The organism is Paraeggerthella sp. Marseille-Q4926 (genome assembly GCF_916618935.1).
Classification (GTDB): domain Bacteria; phylum Actinomycetota; class Coriobacteriia; order Coriobacteriales; family Eggerthellaceae; genus Paraeggerthella; species Paraeggerthella hominis.
In genome coordinates this window covers 208,202-231,397 of record NZ_CAKAKF010000004.1, presented here as the reverse complement: position 1 = coordinate 231,397, position 23,196 = coordinate 208,202, and the positions used below count along the sequence as shown (strand labels likewise).

Annotated in this window: 20 protein-coding genes and 4 tRNA genes; 23 read left to right on the top strand and 1 reads right to left on the bottom strand. The window is 58.3% G+C overall.

The features are described 5' to 3' along the window. Positions 1–38: 38 nt before the first annotated feature. The 5 genes from dnaN to gyrA all read left to right on the top strand — a co-directional run bounded on the left by dnaN (position 39) and on the right by gyrA (position 7,777). Positions 39–1,139: a DNA polymerase III subunit beta gene (gene dnaN / locus LG373_RS09615; protein WP_114566358.1), complete on the top strand. Its 1,101-nt coding sequence runs from the start codon at positions 39–41 to the stop codon at positions 1,137–1,139. A gap of 19 nt (positions 1,140–1,158) precedes the next feature. Beyond that, positions 1,159–2,280 carry a DNA replication/repair protein RecF gene (locus LG373_RS09610; protein ID WP_216529253.1) on the top strand — a complete coding sequence of 374 codons (1,122 nt, stop codon included), beginning with the start codon at positions 1,159–1,161 and terminating at the stop codon, positions 2,278–2,280. Next, positions 2,277–2,882: a phosphoadenosine phosphosulfate sulfotransferase gene (locus tag LG373_RS09605; RefSeq protein ID WP_216529254.1), complete on the top strand. Its 606-nt coding sequence runs from the start codon at positions 2,277–2,279 to the stop codon at positions 2,880–2,882. Before LG373_RS09610 ends, LG373_RS09605 begins: the two co-directional genes overlap by 4 nt. A 129-nt stretch (positions 2,883–3,011) precedes the next feature. Beyond that, positions 3,012–4,961, top strand: a complete 1,950-nt coding sequence (gene gyrB, locus LG373_RS09600; protein ID WP_181792524.1) for a DNA topoisomerase (ATP-hydrolyzing) subunit B — start codon at positions 3,012–3,014, stop codon at positions 4,959–4,961. Positions 4,962–5,185: 224 nt separating this feature from the next. Continuing rightward, positions 5,186–7,777, top strand: coding sequence for a DNA gyrase subunit A (gene gyrA / locus LG373_RS09595; protein WP_225749790.1), 2,592 nt, complete (start codon positions 5,186–5,188; stop codon positions 7,775–7,777). A 148-nt stretch (positions 7,778–7,925) separates the two neighbouring features. Here gyrA and LG373_RS09590 read toward each other — a convergent pair whose 3' ends face one another. Beyond that, complete coding sequence (locus LG373_RS09590) at positions 7,926–8,435, bottom strand: bifunctional nuclease family protein (RefSeq protein ID WP_114566354.1); 510 nt, start codon at positions 8,433–8,435, stop codon at positions 7,926–7,928. 248 nt (positions 8,436–8,683) lie between these two features. On the opposite strand from LG373_RS09590, the gene LG373_RS09585 reads away from it, so the two are divergent. From LG373_RS09585 to LG373_RS09500, 18 genes are all read left to right on the top strand, one after another. Beyond that, a tRNA-Ile gene (locus tag LG373_RS09585) sits at positions 8,684–8,760 on the top strand. Positions 8,761–8,844: 84 nt separating this feature from the next. After that, positions 8,845–8,920: transfer RNA gene (locus LG373_RS09580), tRNA-Ala, on the top strand. 158 nt (positions 8,921–9,078) lie between these two features. Next, the gene (locus LG373_RS09575; RefSeq protein WP_225749667.1) at positions 9,079–9,645 is read left to right on the top strand and encodes a J domain-containing protein; all 567 of its coding nucleotides are present in this window, start codon (positions 9,079–9,081) and stop codon (positions 9,643–9,645) included. A gap of 210 nt (positions 9,646–9,855) precedes the next feature. After that, positions 9,856–11,667: a translational GTPase TypA gene (gene typA, locus LG373_RS09570; protein ID WP_114566351.1), complete on the top strand. Its 1,812-nt coding sequence runs from the start codon at positions 9,856–9,858 to the stop codon at positions 11,665–11,667. A 223-nt stretch (positions 11,668–11,890) separates the two neighbouring features. Then, on the top strand, positions 11,891–13,126 hold the full coding sequence (locus tag LG373_RS09565) for a peptidylprolyl isomerase (protein WP_225749666.1): 1,236 nt from the start codon (positions 11,891–11,893) through the stop codon (positions 13,124–13,126). A gap of 308 nt (positions 13,127–13,434) precedes the next feature. After that, positions 13,435–13,526 (top strand) — tRNA-Ser (locus LG373_RS09560). A 63-nt stretch (positions 13,527–13,589) separates the two neighbouring features. Continuing rightward, positions 13,590–13,682: transfer RNA gene (locus LG373_RS09555), tRNA-Ser, on the top strand. An 80-nt stretch (positions 13,683–13,762) separates the two neighbouring features. Continuing rightward, entirely contained in the window at positions 13,763–14,053 is a 291-nt protein-coding gene (locus tag LG373_RS09550; RefSeq protein ID WP_114566349.1) for a DUF1905 domain-containing protein, read from the top strand. Position 14,054: 1 nt separating this feature from the next. Then, on the top strand, positions 14,055–14,411 hold the full coding sequence (locus tag LG373_RS09545) for a DUF2200 domain-containing protein (protein ID WP_225749665.1): 357 nt from the start codon (positions 14,055–14,057) through the stop codon (positions 14,409–14,411). Positions 14,412–14,563: 152 nt separating this feature from the next. Next, positions 14,564–15,034 (top strand): MarR family winged helix-turn-helix transcriptional regulator, encoded by a 471-nt coding sequence (locus LG373_RS09540; protein WP_123191608.1) that lies wholly within the window; start codon positions 14,564–14,566, stop codon positions 15,032–15,034. Between the two features lie 295 nt (positions 15,035–15,329). Then, the gene (locus tag LG373_RS09535; RefSeq protein ID WP_216529260.1) at positions 15,330–15,839 is read left to right on the top strand and encodes a hypothetical protein; all 510 of its coding nucleotides are present in this window, start codon (positions 15,330–15,332) and stop codon (positions 15,837–15,839) included. 450 nt (positions 15,840–16,289) lie between these two features. Then, a complete protein-coding gene (rpsF, locus tag LG373_RS09530; RefSeq protein ID WP_114566345.1) occupies positions 16,290–16,583 on the top strand; it encodes a 30S ribosomal protein S6 in 294 nt (97 codons plus the stop codon). A gap of 60 nt (positions 16,584–16,643) precedes the next feature. Continuing rightward, complete coding sequence (locus LG373_RS09525) at positions 16,644–17,096, top strand: single-stranded DNA-binding protein (protein WP_114566344.1); 453 nt, start codon at positions 16,644–16,646, stop codon at positions 17,094–17,096. A 23-nt stretch (positions 17,097–17,119) separates the two neighbouring features. Then, positions 17,120–17,380, top strand: a complete 261-nt coding sequence (gene rpsR, locus LG373_RS09520) for a 30S ribosomal protein S18 (RefSeq protein WP_114566343.1) — start codon at positions 17,120–17,122, stop codon at positions 17,378–17,380. 15 nt (positions 17,381–17,395) lie between these two features. Further along, positions 17,396–17,932: a 50S ribosomal protein L9 gene (gene rplI / locus LG373_RS09515; protein WP_114566342.1), complete on the top strand. Its 537-nt coding sequence runs from the start codon at positions 17,396–17,398 to the stop codon at positions 17,930–17,932. A 210-nt stretch (positions 17,933–18,142) separates the two neighbouring features. Further along, positions 18,143–19,558 carry a replicative DNA helicase gene (gene dnaB / locus LG373_RS09510; RefSeq protein WP_114566341.1) on the top strand — a complete coding sequence of 472 codons (1,416 nt, stop codon included), beginning with the start codon at positions 18,143–18,145 and terminating at the stop codon, positions 19,556–19,558. A gap of 36 nt (positions 19,559–19,594) precedes the next feature. Further along, complete coding sequence (locus LG373_RS09505; RefSeq protein ID WP_225749664.1) at positions 19,595–20,881, top strand: DNA repair exonuclease; 1,287 nt, start codon at positions 19,595–19,597, stop codon at positions 20,879–20,881. After that, positions 20,878–23,049 carry an ATP-binding protein gene (locus LG373_RS09500; protein ID WP_225749663.1) on the top strand — a complete coding sequence of 724 codons (2,172 nt, stop codon included), beginning with the start codon at positions 20,878–20,880 and terminating at the stop codon, positions 23,047–23,049. The genes LG373_RS09505 and LG373_RS09500 overlap by 4 nt, the downstream gene beginning before the upstream one ends. Positions 23,050–23,196: the final 147 nt, after the last annotated feature.

Sequence of the window (23,196 nt, the reverse complement as noted above, 5' to 3'; positions counted from 1 at the left end):
TGAACCGGAACCATAGAGAGCAAGAGAAAGGGAGCGGCTTGAAATTCAGCATCAACCAAACGGAACTGCAGAATGCCCTGTCCGTCGTTTTGAAGGGTATCGCTACGCGCTCGACGCTGCCTATTCTGTCGGGCATTTACCTGGATGCGCGCGGCGACACGCTCACGCTTCAGGCAACCGATCTTGAGCTTTCCATCCAGTATGCCGTGCCGGCTTTGGTAGAGGAAGAAGGCAAAGCCGTGTTCCCCGGCAAGCTGTTCTCCGAAATCGTGAAGAACCTTCCCGACGCCGCCGTGCATGTTCATGCTGAAAACGATTCAGCAGTCATCACCTGCGACACGTCGTCGTTCTCGATCAAAACGCTTGATGCCGAGGATTTCCCCGGTTTCCCGCATGTTGACGTGCAGCAGGAAATTTCTATTCCGTTCTCGCAATTTGCCTCGATGGTCAAGCGTGTGGCTCGCGTGGTGTCGAAGGATGAGAGCCGCGCGATCCTGACCGGCGTGCTCATCACGCTGGAAGGGACGCTGCTCAAGATGGTCGCCACCGATTCGTATCGTCTGGCTATCACGGAAGCTGACCTTCCCGATTCGGCGGCAGAGGATTTCCAAGCGGTTATCTCGGGTTCGTTCTTGCAGGAGATTGCGTCCATGCAGCGTACCGACGATCCGCTCAAGCTTGCGTTGGCCGAGAACCAGATCGTCGTGACCTACCACGACACCGTGTTCATCAACCGCCGCATCGAGGGAAACTTCCCCAACTACCGCCAACTGCTCCCTGATTCGTACGTCACGCGCGTGAGCATGGAAGTCGGTCATCTGGTGGCCGGCGTGAAGCGTACGTCTCTTCTGGGGCAGACGAGCTCTCCGGTTAAGTTCGATATCAACATAGCGTCTCAAACCGCCCAGCTATCGGCCGTGGCTCAGGACGTGGGTACTGCTCAGGAAACCCTTCCGTGCGAAGGCGAGGGGGAAGACGTCGAGATCGCGTTCAACTACGCGTACGTTTTGGACGGCTTGTCGTCGGTCGCGACCGATAAGGTGTACCTGGAAGTCCAGTCCGCGCTCAAGCCCGGTATCTTCAAGGCTGACGAAGGGGAGAACTACCTCTACTTGGTCATGCCAGTTCGCATTTCGTAAAGCGGGAGAAGCGTCCGCGGTGGATCTTCGCATATCTCATATCTCGTTTTGCGATTTTCGGAGCTATGAAGCGTTCGCCTTGAGCGACATCGGTCCTTTGACGGTGCTCGTCGGGCCGAACGCTGCAGGCAAGACGAACATTATCGAAGGGGTGCAGCTTCTAACGGCTCAATCGTCGTTCAGGAATCCCACGGTGCCTCAACTGGTGCGCGCCGGTTCTTCGTTCGGTCGGTTGCAGGCGGATGTCACCGACGGAAGCCGTCAATTGACTCTGGGCGTCCAGTTGTCCGAGGGGAAGAAGAAGCACCTGTTGAACGGGAAGCCCAAGCGCACGGCAGATTTGAAGGGCCTTGTTCCTTCGGTGACGTTCACACCCGACGATTTGGAGTTGTCGAAGGGTTCCATGTCCGTCCGCCGCGCCGCTCTCGATTCGCTGGGCTCTCAGCTTTCCGCGAATCACTACTTGATTCGACGCGACTACGAAAAAGTGCTTCGCCATAAGAATCATCTTCTCAAGGAAGATTCGTCTTCGCTGCTCATCGAGAGCATGAACGAGATGATCGTCACCTGTGGCGCGCAGCTGGCGTGCTACCGCAGCGCGTTGTTTGAGAAGCTGGCAAGCTCGATGAGTTCTTACTATTCCGAGATTACCGAAGGTCGTGAGTCCTTGACGGCGTGCTATGTGCCGTCGTGGGAAGATCACGATCCAAGCGTGTCGCGCTCGTACTCGTTCGGTCGCGACGAGGCGCGCGCCTCGCTGTCGTGCGCGCTGCAGAAGCGGCTTCCTGACGAACGTGCGCGCCGCCGCGCGCTCGTAGGGCCCCATGCGGACAAAATCGAGTTCTTCATAAATGGAAGCAACGCGGGCGTGTTCGGGAGCCAAGGGCAGCAGCGCTCGGTGGTTCTGGCATTCAAGCTTGCCGAGGCGTCGCTTATCCAGGATATTCTGGGGCAGAAGCCCGTGCTGTTGCTCGACGACGTGATGAGCGAGCTTGATTCCGCCCGACGCCGAGCGCTCGTGTCGTTTGTGGCCGGGGATATTCAGACGTTCATAACCACGACGAATTTATCGTATTTCGACGAGGATCTGCTTGCACGCGCTCGGGTGGTCCGCTTGGGGGATCGAGGCGATCGGTCGTGAAAACGCTGGGAAGCGGCTTGAAAGAATTGATGGCTTCGTTCGGCGCAGGGGACGATTCCGGAGCCCGCGCTCGTCGCGCGGCAGCGGTGAAGGTCATGTGGCGAAAAGCCGTCGAAGCCGTTTACAAAGATGCGGCGCCTATGGTTCTCGACCATATCAACGCGGTGTACGTCATGCGGGCGGATGATGTGGACGACGCGCGCGCGGCGGCGAGGGTGACGGATGGCGGCACCGTGTTGGTAGTGTATTCGGATGACAGCATGATTCGATCCGACCTTGACGCGCGGCAGGAATTTCTCAAAATGAAGCTCAACGAGCAAGGCGAGCACGTGGAGGCGTTCTGCATCAAGCCATCGCGCTTCGATATGAAATCGAGGCATCCTTTTCGGCCTGATTCCGCCGACGAGCCCGGTGTCGGAGCCTCCGGCGCGCCCGTACGTCCTGCTGCGCGCCGCTCTTTGGCGCCCGAGGAGACCGCGGCGGTGGAGGAGCTTGTTGCCACGGTGGACAACGCCGCTGTTCGCCGTGCGCTCGAGAAAGCCATGATTGCTGATTTGCAACGCAAAACATCGAAAGACGTTAAAAACGACGTTCAGTTCTAAGATCGTGTCTTACAAGGCTTCTCAAAGCCTTCAAACGTGATGTATTTTATTCGTACCACGAATACCTGTGGTAAACTTTATAGGTTGGCGCCGACGCGCCTCACTCACGCATCGCACTACAAAAGGAGCATGTCAGTGGCAAAGAAACCTGACCATTACGACGGTTCTGACATTCAGGTCCTCGAGGGCCTGGAGGCGGTCCGCAAGCGTCCGGGCATGTATATCGGCTCGACAGGTCCTCGTGGCCTTCACCATTTGGTGTACGAGGTTGTCGACAATGCCGTGGACGAAGCTTTGGCCGGTTACTGCGACCAGATCGAAGTGACGATTCACGAAGACAACTCGATCACGGTCGACGATAACGGTCGCGGTATTCCCGTGGATAAGCACCCGAAGGAGAAAATCCCTACGGTCGAGGTGGTTCTCACCATCTTGCATGCCGGCGGCAAGTTCGGCGGCGAGGGCTATAAGGTGTCCGGCGGCCTGCACGGCGTAGGCGTGTCCGTTGTGAACGCGCTTTCCAGCCGCGTGGCCGTGTGCGTGCGCCGCGACGGAAAGGCGTACGAGATCGATTTCGATCACGGCAAGACGGCTACGAAGCTTCACGAAACGGGTCCGGCTAAGCACACCGGCACTACAGTGACGTTCTGGCCCGATCCCGAGATCTTCACCGAGACCACGGTGTACGATTACGACACCCTGGCAAGCCGCTTCCGCGAAATGGCCTTCCTCAACAAGGGCTTGAAGATCGTGCTGCACGACGAGCGCGTAACCGACGCCGACGGTAACCCCCGCACGGACGTGTTCCAGTTCGCCGGCGGCATCGTCGACTTCGTGAAGTTCTTGAACGAGGGCAAGGAAACGCTGAACAAGCCCATCTACTTCGAGGCTGAAAACGCTGACGGCACGGTGGAAGTGGCAATGCAGTGGTCCACTTCGTATTCCACGAACTCGGTCATGGCGTTCGCGAACAATATCAACACGCACGAGGGCGGCACGCACCTCGACGGCTTCAAGCAGGCCGTCACGCGCACGATCAACGAGTACGCGCGCAACAAGGGCATCCTCAAGGAGAAGGACTCCAACCTGTCCGGCGACGATACGCGCGAAGGCTGCGCCGCCGTCATCTCGGTGAAGTTGCACGATCCGCAGTTCGAGGGGCAGACGAAGACGAAGCTCGGCAACACCGAGATCCGCCCGCTCGTGCAGAACGCGGTCACGCAGGGCTTGGCCGAGTACCTGGAAGAGAATCCCACCCCCGCCAAGCGCATCATCGGCAAGGCCACCCAGGCCCTCAAGGCCCGCGAAGCCGCGCGCAAAGCGCGCGAGATGACGCGTCGCAAGGGCGTGCTGGATTCGTTCGCGCTTCCCGGCAAGCTGGCCGACTGCTCGTCGAAGACCCCGGCCGAGTCCGAAATCTTCATTGTAGAGGGCGATTCCGCAGGCGGCTCTGCCAAGCAGGCCCGCGACCGCAAGACGCAGGCCATCCTGCCCTTGCGCGGTAAGATCCTCAACGTGGAGCGCGCGGGCCTGCACCGTTCGCTTTCGAGCGACACCATCAGCTCGCTGATCACGGCGATCGGCACGAATATCGGCGACGACTTCGACGCTGATCAGGCGCGCTACCACCGCATCATCATCATGACCGACGCCGACGTCGACGGCGCGCACATCCGCTGCCTGCTGCTGACGTTCTTCTATCGCTATATGCCGGAGCTGATCAACCGCGGCTACATCTACATCGCGCAGCCTCCCATCTTCGGCCTCAAGAAGAAGAACTCGCGCAACCCGAAGATCGAGCGCTACATCTACGATGAGTCCGCCCTGTCCGCAACGCTGGCCGAGTACGACGACCCGAACAAGTTCGACGTGCAGCGCTACAAAGGTTTGGGCGAAATGGATCCCGAACAGCTGTGGGAGACCACCATGGAGCCGGCCACGCGCACGTTGCTGCAGGTGAACATCGACGACGCCGCCGAAGCCGAGCGCGTTGTGTCCGAGCTGATGGGCGATTTGGTTGAGCCTCGCAAGGAGTTTATCCAGAAGCACGCCCGTGACGTCCGATTCCTGGACATCTAAGGAGAAGGCAAGTGGCAGACAATACTGAAGAATTCGACCCCATCGACGGCTCCGGCGAACGTGACGACAAGCTGAACGAGTTGATCGCCCGCGCCGAGGCCGACGCCGATGCCGAGGAGAGCGCCGACGAGGAAACGGAAGCCGCGGAGGCGCATGCAACGCCCGTCGCAGGTGCCGGCGTGTCCGAGGAAGACAAGGCTCGCGCGCTGATCGACACGTCGTCCATGGGCAACCCCCATGGATCCATCGTCGAGGGCGCCAACGGCGGCGAGGGCACCATCGTTCGCAGCGCCTACCTGGGCAAAGAGATGCAGACTTCGTTCTTGGAGTACTCCATGAGCGTTATCGTGTCGCGCGCCCTGCCCGACGTACGCGACGGCTTGAAGCCGGTTCACCGCCGCATCCTGTACGCCATGAACGAAAGCGGCTACACGCCCAGCCGCCCGCACATGAAGTCGGCCCGTACGGTCGGCGACGTTATCGGCAAGTACCACCCGCACGGCGACTCCGCGGTGTACGACACCATGGTGCGCCTGGCTCAGCCGTTCTCGCTGCGCGTCCCGCTGATCGACGGGCACGGCAACTTCGGCTCCATCGACGGCGACTCCGCCGCCGCCATGCGTTACACCGAGGCCCGCTTGGACAAGGCCGCCATGGAGCTCTTGCGCGACCTAGACAAAGAGACGGTTGACTTCCAGCCGAACTACGACGAAAGCTTGGAAGAGCCCACGGTGCTTCCGGCTCGCTTTCCGAACCTGCTGGTCAACGGCTCGTCGGGTATCGCCGTCGGCATGGCCACCAACATCCCGCCGCACAACCTGGGCGAGACGATCGACGCGACGTGCCTTATGCTGGACAACCCGGAGATCGAAACCGCCGAGCTGATGAAGGCGCTTCCCGGCCCGGACTTCCCCACCGGCGGCATCATCATGGGCAAGAAGGGCATCCTGGATGCCTATGAAACGGGCCGCGGCTCGCTGACCGTGCGCGCCAAGTGCTCGGTGCAGGAGGGCAAGAACGGCCGCAGCTCCATCGTGGTGTCCGAGATTCCCTACCAGGTGAACCGCCAGCGTTTGCTGGAGAAGCTGGGCGAGCTGGTTCGCGAGAAGAAGCTTCCCGAGATCAGCAACATCCACGACGGCGCCGATCGTCACGGCATCGACATCATCATCGACCTGAAGAAGGACGCCATCCCGCAGGTGGTGCTCAACAAGCTGTACAAGTACACCCAGCTGCAGGTGGGTTTCGGCGTGATCATGCTGTCGCTGGTGGACGGCGTGCCGCGCGTCCTTTCCCTCAAGGAGATGCTGCATTACTACATCGCTCACCAGGAAGACGTCATCGTGCGCCGTACGCGCTACGAGCTGTCGAAAGCCGAAGAACGCGCTCATATCCTGGAAGGCTTGATTGTCGCGCTCGATAACATCGACGAGGTTATCAGCATCATCCGCTCGTCCCAAACCGACAAAGAGGCCGGCGAGCGCTTGACCGAGCGCTTTGGGTTGTCGAAGAAGCAGACCGATGCCATCTTGGAGATGCGCCTGCGTCGTCTGACCGGCTTGGAGCGCGAGAAGATCGAAAGCGAGTTGAACGAACTGCTTGAGCGCATCGCGTACTACAAGCGCGTTCTGAGCGATCCGGCTCTCGTGCGTGAGATCATCAAGGAGGAGCTGCTGGAGGTCAAGAAGAAGTACGGTACCCCCCGCAAGACCCTCCTGTCCGACGCGGCGAAGGATCTGGACGTCGAGGACCTGATCGCCGAGGAGAACATGGTGGTCACGGTTACGAAGTCCGGTTACGTGAAGCGCCTTCCGGTTGCCACGTACCGCCAGCAGAAGCGCGGCGGCAAGGGCATGCAGGGCGTGAACCTCAAGGACAACGATTACGTGGAGCACCTGTTCATCGCCTCCACGCACTCGTACATGCTGTTCTTCTCCACGAAGGGCAAGGTGTACCGACTGAAGGTTTACGAGCTGCCCGAAGCGTCGCGTCACGCGCGTGGCACGGCTATCGTGAACCTGCTGCCGCTTGAGCGCGGCGAGACGATCAGCGCCGTCATCGCCACGAAGGATTTCCCGGAAAACGAGTACCTGATGTTCGCCACGGCCCACGGCATGGTGAAGAAGACGTCGATGGAACTGTACGATCGTACGCGCCGCGACGGGCTTATCGCCATCAACCTGAAGGACAACGACGAGTTGATCAGCGTGCGCCGCGTTGCGCAAGGCGAGCGTGTGCTCATGGTCTCCTCGGCCGGCAAGGCCATCATGTGGGACGAGGGCGAGGTGCGCGCCATGGGTCGCGACACCATGGGCGTGCGCGGCATGAACGTGCCGCCTATCGCGAAGGTGCTGGGCATGGAGATCGCGCAGCCCGACACCGACCTGTTCGTCATCACCGAGAAGGGCTACGGCAAGCGCACGCCTATCGCCGAGTACCCTGAGCATCACCGCGGCGGCCAGGGCGTGTTCACCATTACGATGACCGAAAAGAAGGGTCTGCTCGCGGCTATGAAGATAGTCGGATCGGACGACGAGATCATGATCATGTCCGAAGAGGGCGTGGTCGTGCGCACCCCGGTTTCGGGTATTTCCGAGCTGGGCCGCTCCACGCAGGGCGTGTGCGTCATGAAGGTGGCCGACAAGGACCGCGTGACCGCAGTGGCGATTTCGAGCCGCGGCAAGAAGAAGTCCACGAAGCCAGGTTCCGCCGACGAGCTGGACGAGTCGCAGATCGACGACATGGAAGACGAGTCGACTGACGCGCAGGCGCCTGACGCGGCGACTGCCCCCGAGGAAGCACCTGCTGAGGACTAGCACGGACGCGCTTCCCGCTGAGAAAACGAGCCGTTCAACGGCTTGAACATTGAAGAAGGGGTCGAACCGGCAACAGGTTCGACCCCTTCTTTCACACTTGTTGGCTTATCGTCCCGGGCGCCGTCGGTTGTTCGAGCGTGCCCTTGCGCTAAGCCTCGAAGTCCTCGGGAGCAATCCCTTCAAGGAACTGGCGGAACTCCTCAAGCTCGTGTTCGGGCACGCCGCCTGACGGGTTCTTGAGCACGTAGGGAAACGATGCTCGTTCCAGCACGTCCTCCTCGATGTAGATAGGAGCCTTCTGGCGCACCGCCAGGGCCAGCGCGTCGCTCGGGCGGGCATCAAGGTCTATCAGCCGGTCATGTTGGCGCAGGGCGAGCCGCGCGAAGAACGTCGAGCCCTTCACGTCGTTGATGACCACGTGATCGACGCAGGCGTCAAGGTTCGTCAGCGCGTCCAAGAACAGATCGTGCGTCATAGGGCGCGAGAAACGCGCCCTCTCAAGCGCGACGCCCATCTGGGTTGCTTCGTTCACGCCGACCCAGATGGGGACGATGCGGTACTTGCCTTGCTGGGGGGCTTCCTCGATCGGTTGCAAAACGATGATCGAGGGTGTGGGAGCGGCGGAAACTATCAGGGTTTGGACGTTGACGGGTACCATCGATGCTCCTTTTCGCAAGGTTCGCCTCGGCATCGAAGCACGGGAGAGCTTTCGATGCGATTCTTTCTTCGATTATAACGGTACCGCCTTCATCGGATTGCAGGACCTGCCTCGTTTCGCGCTCGAACAGCGTCCGAAAAGCCTATATTACACCTTTGACCAGGTATGATAAAAAATTTTCAATTTTAAGAAAATCGATGCTTGACCAATCGTTCAAAAGTGGGTTATACTAGCCAGGCACTTTTTTGGGGCCCGTAGCTCAGTTGGTTAGAGCGCACGCCTGATAAGCGTGAGGTCGCTGGTTCAAATCCATTCGGGCCCACCATTTTTTGCGATAAACGCTCCACCGTGAGCCGAGTTAGCCGGTGGAGCGTTTATTAATGTTCGGAACCTTGTAGGTTCAAAACATGGGGCATTAGCTCAGCTGGGAGAGCGCGGGCTTTGCAAGCCTGAGGTCAAGGGTTCGATCCCCTTATGCTCCACCATGTATTCAACGGCCGCAAGGCCGTTTTTTCATTCGTCCATTCTGTGAGAGCGCCGCCGCGCTCCCTGAAAAAGCCTCGAGCGTGGTAAAATCTTCTTTCGTACGACCATCGCCAAGCCTTCGTGGAAGGCTGCATTCGAAAACCGCACATGGGGAGCTATGAACCGAACGGAAGCACTGCGCATCTTGGGTCTTGACGAGGACGCGACGCCTGAGGACATCAAGACCGCCTACAAGGAAACGGCGCAGATTCTGCACCCTGATCGGTTCGCCAGCAACAAAAAGCTTCAAGAGCGGGCCACCGAGCAATTCAAGAACCTCCAAGAATCATACGAGTACCTGACCAAGGGCAAAGGGGCGCGCACGTCAGCGCGCCGAGGTGCGCAAGACGGGTCGGATCGCGTTTACGCGACGGGAAGCCAGGAGGAAGCGCGCATGGCGGGAATCGCTGCCGCGCGCATTCAGCTGGTCAAGCAGCGCGACGTGGTTCTTGACGAACGCCGTAACGGCATGGCTATGGCAGCCGTGGGCGGTATCGTGGCGTTCATAACGGGCAGGCGTCCGTTCGGCCTGTTCGGGATCGTTGCCGCTATTTCAGGCGCTGCGGCGGTGTGGGGCATCGTGCAGGTGGTTTCCTCGCAGCGAACGCTCAATACGCTGAACGAGCATATCGACGAATTGAACAAGGAAGAACGGCGCCTCGCCGAGGAGTTGGACGACGTGTAGCCGCCGTTTCGCCGGCGATCGTTCCTCCCTGTTGCATCGATTGTCCGGCAGCGCCTGCATTGTCGCCCGAAACGTACGGAATTCAGGCGGAAAACGTACGTTTCGGGCGACAATCGTCCTCTACGGGAGCGGTATCCGCCGCGGGCCCTATCACAAGGATCATCGCCGCGCCGATCTAGGTGTGGCTTGAATAGAAAGAAGAAGAAAGGCATGAAACAAGAGAATATCCGCAACGTAGCCATTATCGCGCACGTCGACCACGGCAAGACGACCATTGTCGACCGTCTTCTGTATACGTCCGGCGTGTTTCGCGAGAACCAGCAGGTTGAAGAGCGCGTGCTCGACAGCAACGACCAGGAGCGCGAGCGCGGCATCACCATCCTGTCCAAGAACATCTCCGTCACCTACGACGGCGTGAAGATCAACGTCATCGACACGCCGGGCCACGCCGACTTTGGCGGCGAGGTGGAGCGCGTTCTGAACATGGCCGACGGCGCCCTGTTGATCGTCGACGCGTTCGAAGGCCCCATGCCTCAGACGCGGTTCGTTTTGAAGCGCGCTCTTGAGCTGGGCTTGCGCATTGTTTTGGTGGTTAACAAGATCGACCGCCCCGGTTCGCGCCCCGAGGAAGTGGTTGACGAGGTGTTCGACCTGATGGTTGAGCTCGAGGCTTCCGACGAGCAGCTGGACTTCCCCGTCATCTACGCCAGCGCCATGAACGGTTACGCGCGCTTCGCCCCGACCGACGACAACATGAACATGCTTCCTTTGCTGGAGACCATCATCAAAGAGGTCCCCTCCCCCGACTGCGAGCCGAACGGCCCTGTGGCGCTGCAGATCTGCACGGTGGACCACTCCAGCTTCGTCGGGCGCATCGGCGTCGGTCGCCTGTTCTCCGGCACCATCCACAAAGGGGAACCCGTGCTGGTCATCAAGAACGACGGCACGCGCTACAACACCAACATCAAGCAGGTGTTCACGTTCGAGGAGCTGGGCAAGAAGGAAAAGCCCGAGGTGCACGCGGGCGATATCGTGGCCGTGGTGGGCGTGGACGACGCTGACATCGGCGATATGGTAACCAGTCGCGACAACCCCATTCGCCTTGATCCCATCCAGGTTGAAGAGCCCACCATCGCTATCGTGTTCGAAGCGTCTTCCAGCCCCCTTGTGGGCCGCGAGGGCGACATCGTGGGCGCTCGCCAGTTGAAAGAGCGCCTGATGCGCGAGGCGGAGAGCAATATCTCCATGCGCATCCAAGAGCTTGAGGACAAGTCCGGCGTCGAGGTTGCCGGTCGAGGCGTGCTGCACCTTTCGGTTCTCATGGAGACCATGCGCCGCGAAGGGTTCGAGTTCCAAGTGGGCCGTCCGCGCGTCCTCATCAAGAAGGACGAGCAGGGACGCAAGCTTGAGCCGATCGAGGAAGCAACCGTCGACGTGCCGAGCGAGTACGCCGGCAAGGCGATCGAGGTGTTCGGCAGCGCCGGCGGCGAAATGGCCGACATGTTCCAGCGCGGCGATCAGACGCACCTCGTGTTCAAGATTCCCTCGCGCGGCACCATGGGCCTGCGCACGCGCCTTTTGAACGTCACGCGCGGTGAAGCCACCATGTTCCACCACTTCAGCGAGTACGGGCCGTATCGCGGCGAGTTCGGCGGCCGCAAGAACGGTTCGCTGATCAGCATGTCCACCGAGAAGAGCGTTGCGTATGCGCTCGACGCCCTGCAGGAGCGCGGCAAGCTGTTCGTCGGTCCGGGCGAGGATTGCTACGAGGGCATGATCGTGGGCCAGTCCGCGAAAGAGGGCGACATGGTGGTCAACATTGCGAAGTCGAAGCAGCTGGGCAACCAGCGTTCGTCGGGCGCCGACAAGGCCATCCAGCTGACTCCCCCGCAAACCTTCACGCTTGAGGAAGCGCTCGAGTACATTGAAGGCGACGAGCTGGTGGAGATCACCCCGAAGAGCATTCGCCTGCGCAAGCGCATTCTTTCCGCTACCGAGCGTAAGAAGGCCAACAAGAAATAGGCTTTTCAGTCAAGGCAGTTCCAAGCGCCGTCTCATGCGAGGCGGCGCTTTTCGTATCAGGGTTTTCCCTGAACCTGGCGTGGGGACTGTGAATCGAACATGGGCTTCTTGTGCAAGGTGAGACCCTATTTCGTGCGTATGCGAAAATACGGCCCAGTATCTTTACATGCAGGTTATTTGCAGATGAACTGCGAAGACCACGCGTGTTCGAGGGAAGGGTCTTATGAAAAAGCTGCATCTTGTAAAGACCGTGTGTGCTGTTGGCATCTCCGCTGCGTGCGTTTGGGGGCTGGCAGGCTGCACGGGAGGCAACGGATCCTCGGGTGGTTCCGGCACCGACAGCGTGGCAGCCACGGTGAACGGCGTCGAAATTTCCGAAGGCGATGTGACTAAGTACATCGAAAACCTGAGAACCCAGTACGGCATGACCGATGAGGATTCTTGGGGCAAGTATCTTGTCCAGCTCGATAAGAATCCTGCAGAATTCCGAGAACAGGTCATCGATGCGTTCGTAACGCGCGAGGTTATCAGGGCTCACGCGGCTGATCGCGGCGTCACGGTTGATGACGCGGAAGTGAACGGCTACGTCGACCAGATGAAGAGCAACTACGAAAACGATGAGAAGTGGCAGGCCGCGCTCGAACAGTCCGGCATGACCGAAGACGATTATCGCGCAGAGGTCAAGCTGCAGCTCACAGACAAGTACCTGAAGGAATCGTTCACCGTCGATGAGGATCCCAGCGAAGCGGACCAGCTTCAGTATGCGCAGATGTATGCAACTGCCTACGACGGCGCGCGTCGCTCTTCCCATATCCTGTTCGATAGCGGTGCCGAGGCAACCGCCCAGGAAGTGTTGGACAAGATCAACTCCGGCGCGCTTGATTTCGCTGAAGCTGCTAAGGAGTACTCGCACGACACCGCTTCCGCCGAAAAGGGTGGCGACATCGGCTGGGATAAGACCTCCAAGCTGGTGACCGAGTATCAAGATGCGCTCAACAACCTGCAGAAAGACCAGGTAAGCGGGCTGGTGACCAGCACGTACGGCATCCATATCATCAAGTGCACCGATGTGTACGAGGCTCCCAAGACCAAGGCTGAAGACGGCACTGAAAAGGTGGAGATCACCAGCGTCGATCAGATTCCTTCCGACTGGCTGGATACGATCAAGCAGTCTTTGAAGTCTCAGGCTCAGTCCGAGGCGTACCAGAAGTGGGTCGATGAGCAGCGCGAGGCGTCTGACGTGAAGATCAACGACATGCCTGCTGACGTTCCCTACAACGTGGACGTGACGAAGTACAAGACGGACGAATCTGCTGCTCAGTCGGGTAATTCCACCGATCAGGGCGCGCAAGCAGGTAGCGCCGATAACTCTTCCAACAACTCCGGAAACGCTGACAATGCTTCTTCCGAAGGCGAGCAGAAGAGCGAAGGCTCCGGCCAGCCTGCAGAAGCTTCGTAATAGGTGCTTCCCATAAGTTGAGAGCAAGCCGACCGCGCGCAGCGGTCGGCTTGCTGCTTTTCAGGGCTTGCTTCCGATGGGCGTGTGCGGCGGCACGCCGCGGTGATGCGCTGTGATTTTCGGGCAAGGCGGCGTGCTTGCCGAGCGAAGGTTGTTTCGCGCCGGGCGCATGGGTTTGGATTGATGAGGGCTGTGGTTGGGAAGCTCGTGAAGGTGAAATTTATTGCTTGTGGGGACGTAAGGGCTGTTGTATACTACATACTCGCTGCACGACCTGGTTTCGATTCAGGTGTGCAATTCCATGAAGCGGAGAGATGACCGAGCTGGCCGAAGGTGCACGATTGGAAATCGTGTGTGCTCCAAAAGAGTACCTAGGGTTCGAATCCCTATCTCTCCGCCAGATTAATTCCGCGCCCTTTAAGGGCGCGTTTGCAGTACGGGGCATAGCCTCGACACCCCAAGCGGAGGGGTGGCAGAGTGGTTGAATGCGGCGGTCTCGAAAACCGTTTCACCGGCAACCCCGGTGACGAGGGTTCGAATCCCTCCTCCTCCGCCAGTTTTCAAACAAGCGCCTTCGGGCGCTTTTTGTTTTATCATGCTCCTTATTCATTCGGATGCTCGAAGCGAGGGACCATTATGAATCCTGCGGTATACGAATACGATGCGGTTATTCGTTCATCGGAAATTGGAAAAGGCGGCGCGTACGTTCCGTTTCCTTACGACGTTCGCCAAGAGTTCGGAAAAGGCCGCGTCAAAGCCCGTGTCACGTTCGACGGGATTCCCTACGACGGGAGCATCGTCAACATGGGAGTGAAAAACGAAGACGGCTCTGTTTGCTATATAGTGGGTATATTGAAAGGCATACGAAGCGAACTTGGTAAAGGTATCGGCGACACGGTCCATGTAACCGTGCAGGAGCGTGAATGACATGAGCAAAGATTCCTCAAAGGTGTTTTCCATGCCGTTTTCCCGCGTCTACCCGCTCTACCTTCAAAAAGTGGAGCGAAAGGGACGCTCAAAAACCGAGCTTGACGAGGCAATTCGTTGGCTGACGGGATACGGTCAGGAAGAGTTGCAGGAAAAGACGAGCGACGACACCGACCTTGCCGCGTTTTTCGAGCAGGCGCCGCAAATCAATCCTTGCGCCGACAAGGTAACCGGCGTCGTGTGCGGCGTGCGCGTTGAAGCCATAGAGGATCCGCTCATGAGGAACATCCGTCGCTTGGATAAGCTGGTTGACGAGCTGGCAAAGGGGAAACCCTTGGAGAAGGTGCTCAGGAGCTGATAACTCCTTATTCGTGAATAATATAAATACTGCTTATAATCAGCCAAAACTATTAATCACGATAAATTTATGAATAATATAATAGGTGAAAAAACAAGCGGTATAGTAGCTTCTGTCATACAGAGATCAATAAGATGCAAGAAGGAATACCTATGAATCAAGCTACTATGACGTTGAACCAACTGAAGAAAGCCAGCAAGCTTACGCGCCTGGGATTTCACAAGAACGGCCCGAAAAGCTATAAACGCGGCCAGGGCGCACTGTTGAATGCCTTGATCGAAAACGACGGCGCAACCCAGCGCGATCTGGTAGGCGTGATGGGCATGAGCCGCAGCGAGCTTAAGGATATCGTGAAGAAGGCGGTTCGCAACGGATACGCGACCATCGAGGACGCGGACGGCGAGCGCACCTACGCGGTAAAGCTGACCGATGAAGGCCGCGCTGTTGCTCAGAAGCGCGTTGTCGCGCAGGATAAAACAGCTGATGAAATTCTGTCTTGTCTGAGCGAGGAAGAGGTCGCTCAGCTGAACGCGATAACCGAGAAGCTTATTCTGTCCATGAAGGACAAGGGCATCAATGGTAAAAAGAAGGGCCGCAAAGCCCATCGTTGCAGCTGTCACTAAGCTGCGCTGTTCAAAATAAAGGAGCCCTGCATTGCTTCGGCGGTGCAGGGTTTTTTATGCGTTTCATTCCCAGCTTCCATTATGCATGCGCTTCGACGCGGACATAGCCTTCGTTTCACGTGAAACAAAAGAGCCCGCGCGTAGGCCTGAGAATTCTGAAGATACAACGCATACCATCAGCAGTCATACGCGTTAAGGTTGGCAAGCTCTACACTGAACGCAGCGAAAAAACGGTATTGCCGTTATGAGACACGCTTGCGAAAAGATACGAGCGTTTCATTGAAAGGACGAGGTTATGGCTGATCGCATGGTCGAGAGCGCTGACGTAGAGGTTCCCGAGATTCCAGAAACCCTGGAGAAGGTTCTGCTATTCTCGCTTGAGGAAGCTAAAGAGAAACTGGCTCAAGGATCCGAGGTAATTCCTTTCACGGCCTTGGTGGTGAAGGAAAACCTGTTCCTGGAGAATCATCCCGGCGAGTCTGCTGAGGAGTGCTTCAACTTTGCACGTCACACCGTCGAGCATGCCCGCGGCGCGGCGGCGTACGCTCTGTGCTACGACGGCTACATCGAAGTGGACGACGGCGTGAAGGACGCTTTGATCGCCGAAGGCGGCATTCCCGGCGAAGACACCGGATACGCCGTGGGGTACCTGTACGAGACTTCCGAAGACGGAGAGGTGAAATTCGAGGAGGAGCCGGCTTATATTGGCGAAGCTCCCAACTTCATGATCGCGCTTCAGGATGCCGATTCCTACGCCGATGAAGATATCGAAGAGAAATACCTCGAGGAAGACGTTGCCGAGTAAGGCGTTTTCCCCTGAACATATTGTTCGCATTGATTGCCGCGGCCTGCAGAGGGTCGCGGCTTTTTTACGCCTCTGACCTCCTGTGCTAGGATCGACGTAGATTCTTGCTAGATCCGTGCAAGGTTCGAGCGAGCGCTGCGTTAGATTCAAAGCAGAGCGGGGTCATGTGGAAGCTAGATCCGTGCAAGATTCGGATGGATCGAAGATGGCTGCGCGCTGGACGCACGTCATGTATTGGCTAGATCGCCTTGGTATCATGTCCTTAACGTGTTCGACAATGATATTTGGGCAAACGCGCCGGTTGTGAAGTGTGGCGAAACGGTGTAATGGCGGAATACTGCGAGTTGTGACGGAAAACTCGTTCCTCCTTTGCTAAACTAGCAAGGCTAATTCCTGCCCCGGTTAACGCCTTCACAGCCCGGGGCCGTACAGTCCAAAGGAGGTGAGCTGATGAAGGCTTATGAATTGCTGTTTTTTGTCGCTCCGTCTATCGACGAAGAAATCCGCGCCGCTGTTATGAAGCGTATCGAGACCACGATCGCCGATGCTAATGGTACGGTTGACAACGTCGACAACTGGGGCAAGCGTAAACTCGCTTACGAGATCAACGGTCTGACCGATGGTGACTACACTCTCATCGACTTCCACGCCGATCCCGCTGACGTTGCCGAACTCGATCGTGTTCTGCGCATCACCGATGCTGTAGTCCGTCACATGATCGTCAAGCGCACCGATCGCGATTAAGGATACGACGCAGGGTCCCGGTTCGAAACCCGGTACCCGTCATGAGAAGAGGAAGACACCATGAGCATTAACCGAGTGATCATCAGCGGAAACCTGACGCGCGATCCCGAGCTTCGCTCCACTGCGAGCGGGCTTCCGGTTCTGGGCTTCGGCGTGGCGGTCAACGACCGTCGCAAGAACCAGCAGACCGGCGAATGGGAGGATTACCCGAACTTCATCGACTGCACGATGTTCGGCGCTCGCGCCGACAGCCTGTCGCGATTCCTGAGCAAGGGCACGAAGGTGTCCATCGAAGGCAAGCTCCGTTGGAGCCAGTGGGAGCGCGACGGACAGAAGCGCAGCAAGATCGAAGTGATCGTTGACGAGTTGGAATTCATGTCCAGCCGAAACAGCGATTCGTCATACGGCGGCGGCATGGGCGGCGGGTACTCCGCGCCGGCAGCTGCTCCCGCAATGGCCGCTCCGGTGGTTGATGCCTCTTCTTCGGTTTATGACGAAGACATCCCGTTTTAAGCGATACGAAAGAGGTTATTGAAATGTCCGATTACGCGAAGCAGCCGCGTCGCAAGTTCTGCCAGTTCTGCAAGGAGGACTCGCAGTTCATCGACTACAAAGATACTCAGATGCTGCGTAAGTTCGTTACCGACCGCGGGAAGATCAAGCCGCGCCGCGTGACGGGTGCCTGCACCCAGCACCAGCGTGACATCGCGAACGCCGTGAAGCGCGCTCGCGAGATGGCTCTGATGCCCTACGCGGTTCCCGCCATCAGCGGTCGCGGCGACCGTCGCAGCCGCTAGGCGCTAGGAGGAACCATGAAAGTCATCCTGCTCCAAGAATTGAAGGGCAAGGGCGGTGAGGGCGACGTCGTCGACGTGGCTCCCGGTTTTGCCAACAACTACCTGTTGCCGAACAAGCTGGCCATCCTGGCCACGAAGGGCAACCTCAAGCAGCTCGAGCAGCGCAAGCACAACATTGCCAAGCGCGAGGAAAATCGCATTGCCGATGCTAACGCTGTGAAAGCCAAGCTCGAAGGCTCCGTCGTCAAGGTTGAGGCCAAGGTTGGCGAAGAGGGTCAGCTGTTCGGTTCCGTTACCGCTCAGATGATCGCCGACGCCATCAAGGCTGCGACCGACGTTGATGTTGACAAGCGCCGCATCGCGCTGGGTCATGCCATCAAGACGGCTGGCGACCACGAGGTTCAGATCTCCCTGTACCGCGAAATCAAGACCACCGTGAAGCTGTTCGTCGGCGACGCGGCTGCCGTCGAAGAGACCGTGGTTGAGGAAGTGGCTGAAGAAGTCGCTCCCGCCGAGGAGGTTGTCGAGGAAGCTGCCGAGTCCGCTGAATAGCGATCGCAGCCTGCTTGAAAAATAGTTTTCCACTGCAAGACGCTGTGGAAACTTGAGGAAAACCCCTTTGCCCCTGATAGCGGGCAAAGGGGTTTCTTTTGCTGCGGTGGATAACGAAACTAGGTGTGTTTGGCTCATAGAAATTACTGATGACCAGGTAGAATGCTTGGGGTATCATAGGGAGCCGATACCTTTGAAAGGATAGATTTCATGTCAGGTCCCATTGCGCCCTACAGCCCGGATTTTGCTCCTGAGGACGAACGCGTCGAAGATCGCCGTCGCCTTGAACCTCAGAACATCGAAGCGGAAAAGTCCGTGTTGGCTGCATGTATCCTGACTCAGGAAGCTATCGAGGAAGTTGCTGCGAAACTTGTTCCCGCGAACTTTTACCGCGCTTCCCACCAACGTATCTTCGAATCGATGCTCGATTTGTACGCCCGGCATATTCCCATTGACCATATCTCGTTGGCTGACAACTTGAAGGGCTTGGGGCAGCTTGAAGCCGTTGGCGGAAAACCGTATCTGATCGAGCTTGCGGACAATACGTTTGCACTTACCAACTGGCAGAACCATGTCGAAATCGTTAAGCGTACGTCTATTTTGCGCGACTTGATCCGTGCATCGGCGTCTATCACGGCCCTTGCCTACGATGCCCCCGACGACTTGGGCGTTGTAGTAGAGGAAGCCGAGAAAACGCTGTTCAACGTTACCGAACAGCGCGTTTCGTCGGCGTTCACCGGTATCGATACCTTGCTGGTCGATGCGTTCGAGGAGATCCAGGAGATCGCCGCTCAAGACGGCGGTATCGCCGGCGTTGCATCGGGGTTCAAGGACGTTGACGACCTGTTCCACGGTTTCCGCGGCGGAGACTTGGTCATTCTTGCCGCCCGACCCGGTGTGGGTAAGACGTCGTTCGCGTTGAACCTTGCAACGAATGCCGCCAAGCTGGGCGCTACGGTTGCGTTCCTGTCCCTGGAAATGAGCGGTTCCCAGTTGGTCCAGCGTATCCTGTGCGCCGAGGCCCGCGTGGGTCTTGCGAACGTGCGCTCGGGCAAGTTGCAAGATTCTGACTGGAGCGCCATCGTTGAAGCTTCGAGCAAGCTTTCCAATCTGAAAATGTACATCGACGACACGCCGGCGCTTTCCATCCTCGAGCTGCGTGCGAAAGCGCGCCGAGAGTTGCGCAACGCTGAAAAAGGGTTGATTATCGTCGACTACCTGCAGCTCATGCAGCCGCCCAAAGCGCGCGCCGACGGCAACCGCGCCGTCGAGGTTGGCGAGATCTCCCGAGGCTTGAAGGTGCTCGCAAAAGAAATGGACATGCCCGTTATTGCGCTGTCGCAGTTGTCCCGTGCGGTCGAAATGCGCGGCAAGAAGCGTCCGATGCTTTCCGACCTGCGAGAATCGGGCTCGATCGAGCAGGACGCCGACATCGTTGCCTTCATTGACCGAAGCATGGACGAAATCGAGGCTGAAAGCGAAGATCGTCCTGACCTGGGCACCGCCCAGTTGATTGTGGCGAAGCACCGTAACGGTCCTACGCGCGACATCCCCCTGGCTTTCAACGCCGAGTTTACGCGCTTCATGGATTTCATCGACGATTCGCGCGCGGGCGGCTATATGTAATTCCCTTGTCGCAGGCATTCGAGGTACACTGCTTGCATGGCCGAACGTCTGACATTCATCCACGCCGCCGATCTTCATCTTGGCGCTCCTTTTCGCGGTTTACGCGCGCTTTCCGATGCGTGGGCAGCGCGCCTGCTCACGGCTTTGTCCGAAGCATACGACCGCGTGATAGAGGCCGCTCTTGCCCGTGAGGTCGACTTCGTGGTGATGGCGGGCGATATTTTCGATAACGCCCGTCCTTCGTACGGCGACTACCTGCACTTTTTCGCTGGCTTGCGCAGGCTTGAGGAAGCGGGCATACCCGTTTACCTGATCACGGGAAACCATGATCCGTATACCTCGTGGCAGCACGACAGCTTCTCGCTTCCCTCGAATGCGGTCATGCTACCGGGCGATCGTCCGGGATTCGCCCTGTACGAGCGCGATGGCCGCCCGCTTTGCATCGTGGGGGGTCGCGGGTACTACAACCAAACATGGCCGGCTGACGAGTGCATTGCCGAGGGAGTGACGCGCCGCGCTGCTGAAGAGGCACTTGTTCAAAGATACCCTGAAGTTGCCAGTGCTCCGTTCGCGGTAGGGGTTTTGCACACGGGCCTCAATCTCGATCATTTGAAAGCGCCCGTCGCGCCATCCACTCTCATGAACGCCGGGATGGATTACTGGGCGTTAGGGCATATCCACCTTCGGTACGCTTACCCGTCTTTCGAAGATCCTCGCCTGGTGTTTTCCGGTTGCATTCAGGGCCGTGACATCAACGAGACGGGCGAACGCGGAATCTACCACGTTACGCTTACGGAGGGCGCGCGGAACACGATAGAGCCCATTCCCACGGCAAGCGTCGTGTGGCAGCGCATGCGGGTGGACGTTTCCGATTGCGCGAACCTTCCGGCGGTCACCGACAAGATCATGCGCGAGCTGTTCCGCGAAAACGGAAAAGCCCACTGCGAGGAAATGGTTTCGCGCATCACATTGGTGGGGTCGACGCATCTTCATGCTATGCTCGAGCGCGATGATATACGCGCTGACCTGCGAAAGCACCTGAACGATTCGTACCCGGCGTTTTTCTGCGACGCGCTGCTTGATGCAACGGTGGAGCCGCGCGACAAGGATGCGTTGCGTCGGGAAGGGCTGTTCCCCGCGGTGCTTCTTCAGGTCGCCGATGCCCAACGCTCGAATCCCGACGATGAGATAGCGTATCTTCAAGAGGAATTCCTTGCGAAGGGCATGCAGCTGCCCAGTGCTTGCACGCGGCTTGTGGACGAGTTGTCCGCAGAAGCCGAAAACCTTGTGCTCGATCTTCTCTCTCAAGGGGAGGACCGATGACCAGGCCTTATCTTGAGCGCGTGAAAATAGCGTCCTTCGGCGCGTTTTCCAATATGGCGGTAGGGCCGTTAACGCCGGGTCTTAACGTGATATTCGGCCGAAACGAATCAGGCAAAACAACCTTGGCTTCGTTTGTCGGCGGCGTTCTGTTCGGGTGGGAAGACGCGCGCGGTATGCGCAACACGTACAAGCCTGCGAACGCCGAACGCGCCGGGTCCTTGTTCTTCCAGGCTGGCGGAAACGAAATCGAACTCTCGCGTGGTCGTAATGCTGACGGGCTTCAAGGCGATGCTGCATTGGCGTCCGACATCGACAAAGAAACGTTCCAAACCATGTTCTCGCTTACAAGCGACGAGCTTCGCACGCTTAGGAACACATCGGACGTCACGGCGAAACTGTTAACGGCAGGGTCGGGAACCGGAGCCTCCCCCGCCCACGCGCGCTCATTGATCCAGAATCGCCTGGCTGAATACACTTCGCGCGCTGCCGGTATCGAACATTCTCTGGTTAACCTAGGCGTCCAGCAGGACGAACTGCGTGAAAAGCTGTCTTACGCCGCTGAAACGGTCGAACGGTTCAAGCGCCAGGACAAGGAGTTTCACGACCTTGCGCCGCAACGGGACCAGCTGCTTGCGCGTTTGGACTCGCTTAACTCCGATATAGAGGCGTTGACGGTTTGCCGCGCAAGCGTGGAAAAGATCGACCAAGAGATGGACGATCTGGAGGACAAGATCGCCTCTTTAAGGGCTGAAGAAGAAACGCTGCGACTGGAGCATCGTCTGCGCGATCGAGGGGATTCGGCCGCGCTTGTTCGCTTGACGACAACGGAAGACCGTGCGTTGCGGGATAAGATCGAGTCTTTGGCGGTCGACGAGGCGAAGTTCGAGCATGCCGTTGATCTTGCCCAGGATAACTTTTCCACTTCGAAGGCTGCGTACGAGGTACTGCTCGAGTCCGAGGACGCAACGTCTGTGCAAGGGGTGATGCGCCGCCAACGCGCAACGCAGATCGTGCTGTCCATCGCCTTGCCTCTCCTGTTCATGCTTTCCGGCGTGCCGCTTTTCATCCACGGCCGAGAGATAACCAGCCTTTCGTTCACCGTTGGCGGCATCGGCCTGATCGTTTTCGCCATCATGTTGGCTCTGGCTGCGATGGTGATGCTGTTTCGGCCTGATAAGAAGGCCGATGCAAAGGAAGAGCGTCTTCAAGATGCGCAGTGGGTTATGTTGCAGGACAAGAAGAAGCTTGAAGCATGCGTGGAAAGCAGGGAGTCGTTTCGCCGGGAGGCGCGCGCTCAGCTTGATTCGGTTGGGTTGGAAGAGGCGCAAGGTTCGCTTCGGCGTGCTCGTACGTTGTTGGATGAAGCGAAGGATGCCCGCGCCGAATCCAATCTGTATCGACAGCGGCAACAGGCCCTTGTGTCGCGGCGCAGTTCGCTTGAAGAAAGCTTGGCGCTTGCGAAGCGCCAGCGCAAGCGCTTGTTCGAGCGCATCGATTCGCGTGCTGAGCGAACCGTGGAAGCGCTTGACGCGGCTTTGGCTCAAAAGGTGCAGCAGCGCAGCGGCCTGTTGGAAACAAGCGAGCATTTGAACCGCCGGTACGGCGAGCTGAAGCAAGAACTGTCCCATGCCGTCAAGGAAAGGGAATTCGACGCGCTCAAGCTGCAAGCGGAAGAGGTGAAGACGCGCATCGATGAGAGCTCCCGCGAATATGCGCGCCTGCTTCTGGCGAAGCGCATGCTCGAAACGGCTATTGGCGCTTGGGAGAGCAAGAGCCAGCCTGAAGTGTATCGCCAGGCAAGTCGCTTGCTTTCCGTTATGACCGACGGCGCGTGGGTTAAGGTGGCCATGACCGCCGAGGGTCGGTTGCATGTGGTCGACGCAGTCAAAACCGCCCGAGACCCCCTTCATCTGTCGTTGGGGACATGCCAACAGCTCTATCTTGCTTTGCGTATTGCTTTGCTGATGACGGCTGACAACGTCGGCCGTGCAATACCTATCCTGGCCGACGACATCCTAGTCAACTTCGATTCGGAGCGTCGCGCCGGAGCGGCGCGTGCCCTTGCGGAACTGGCGCGCATGCGGCAGGTGCTTCTGTTCACCTGTCATGAGGAAGTGGTCAAGGCCCTGCGCGCCGTCGATCCAACCTTGAACAAGCTGGAGCTGTAATTTGCCCTGAACTCCGGCCTGTTTCTCGGTTATGCGGCTGATAAGGGCCCATTAGATGGGGTTTCTCGATAAAGACAGAGGAAGCGCGGGGCCGAACGCGCAACTATACTATAATGCAAGGGTTGTTACGGGACTGCCCCGCATGAT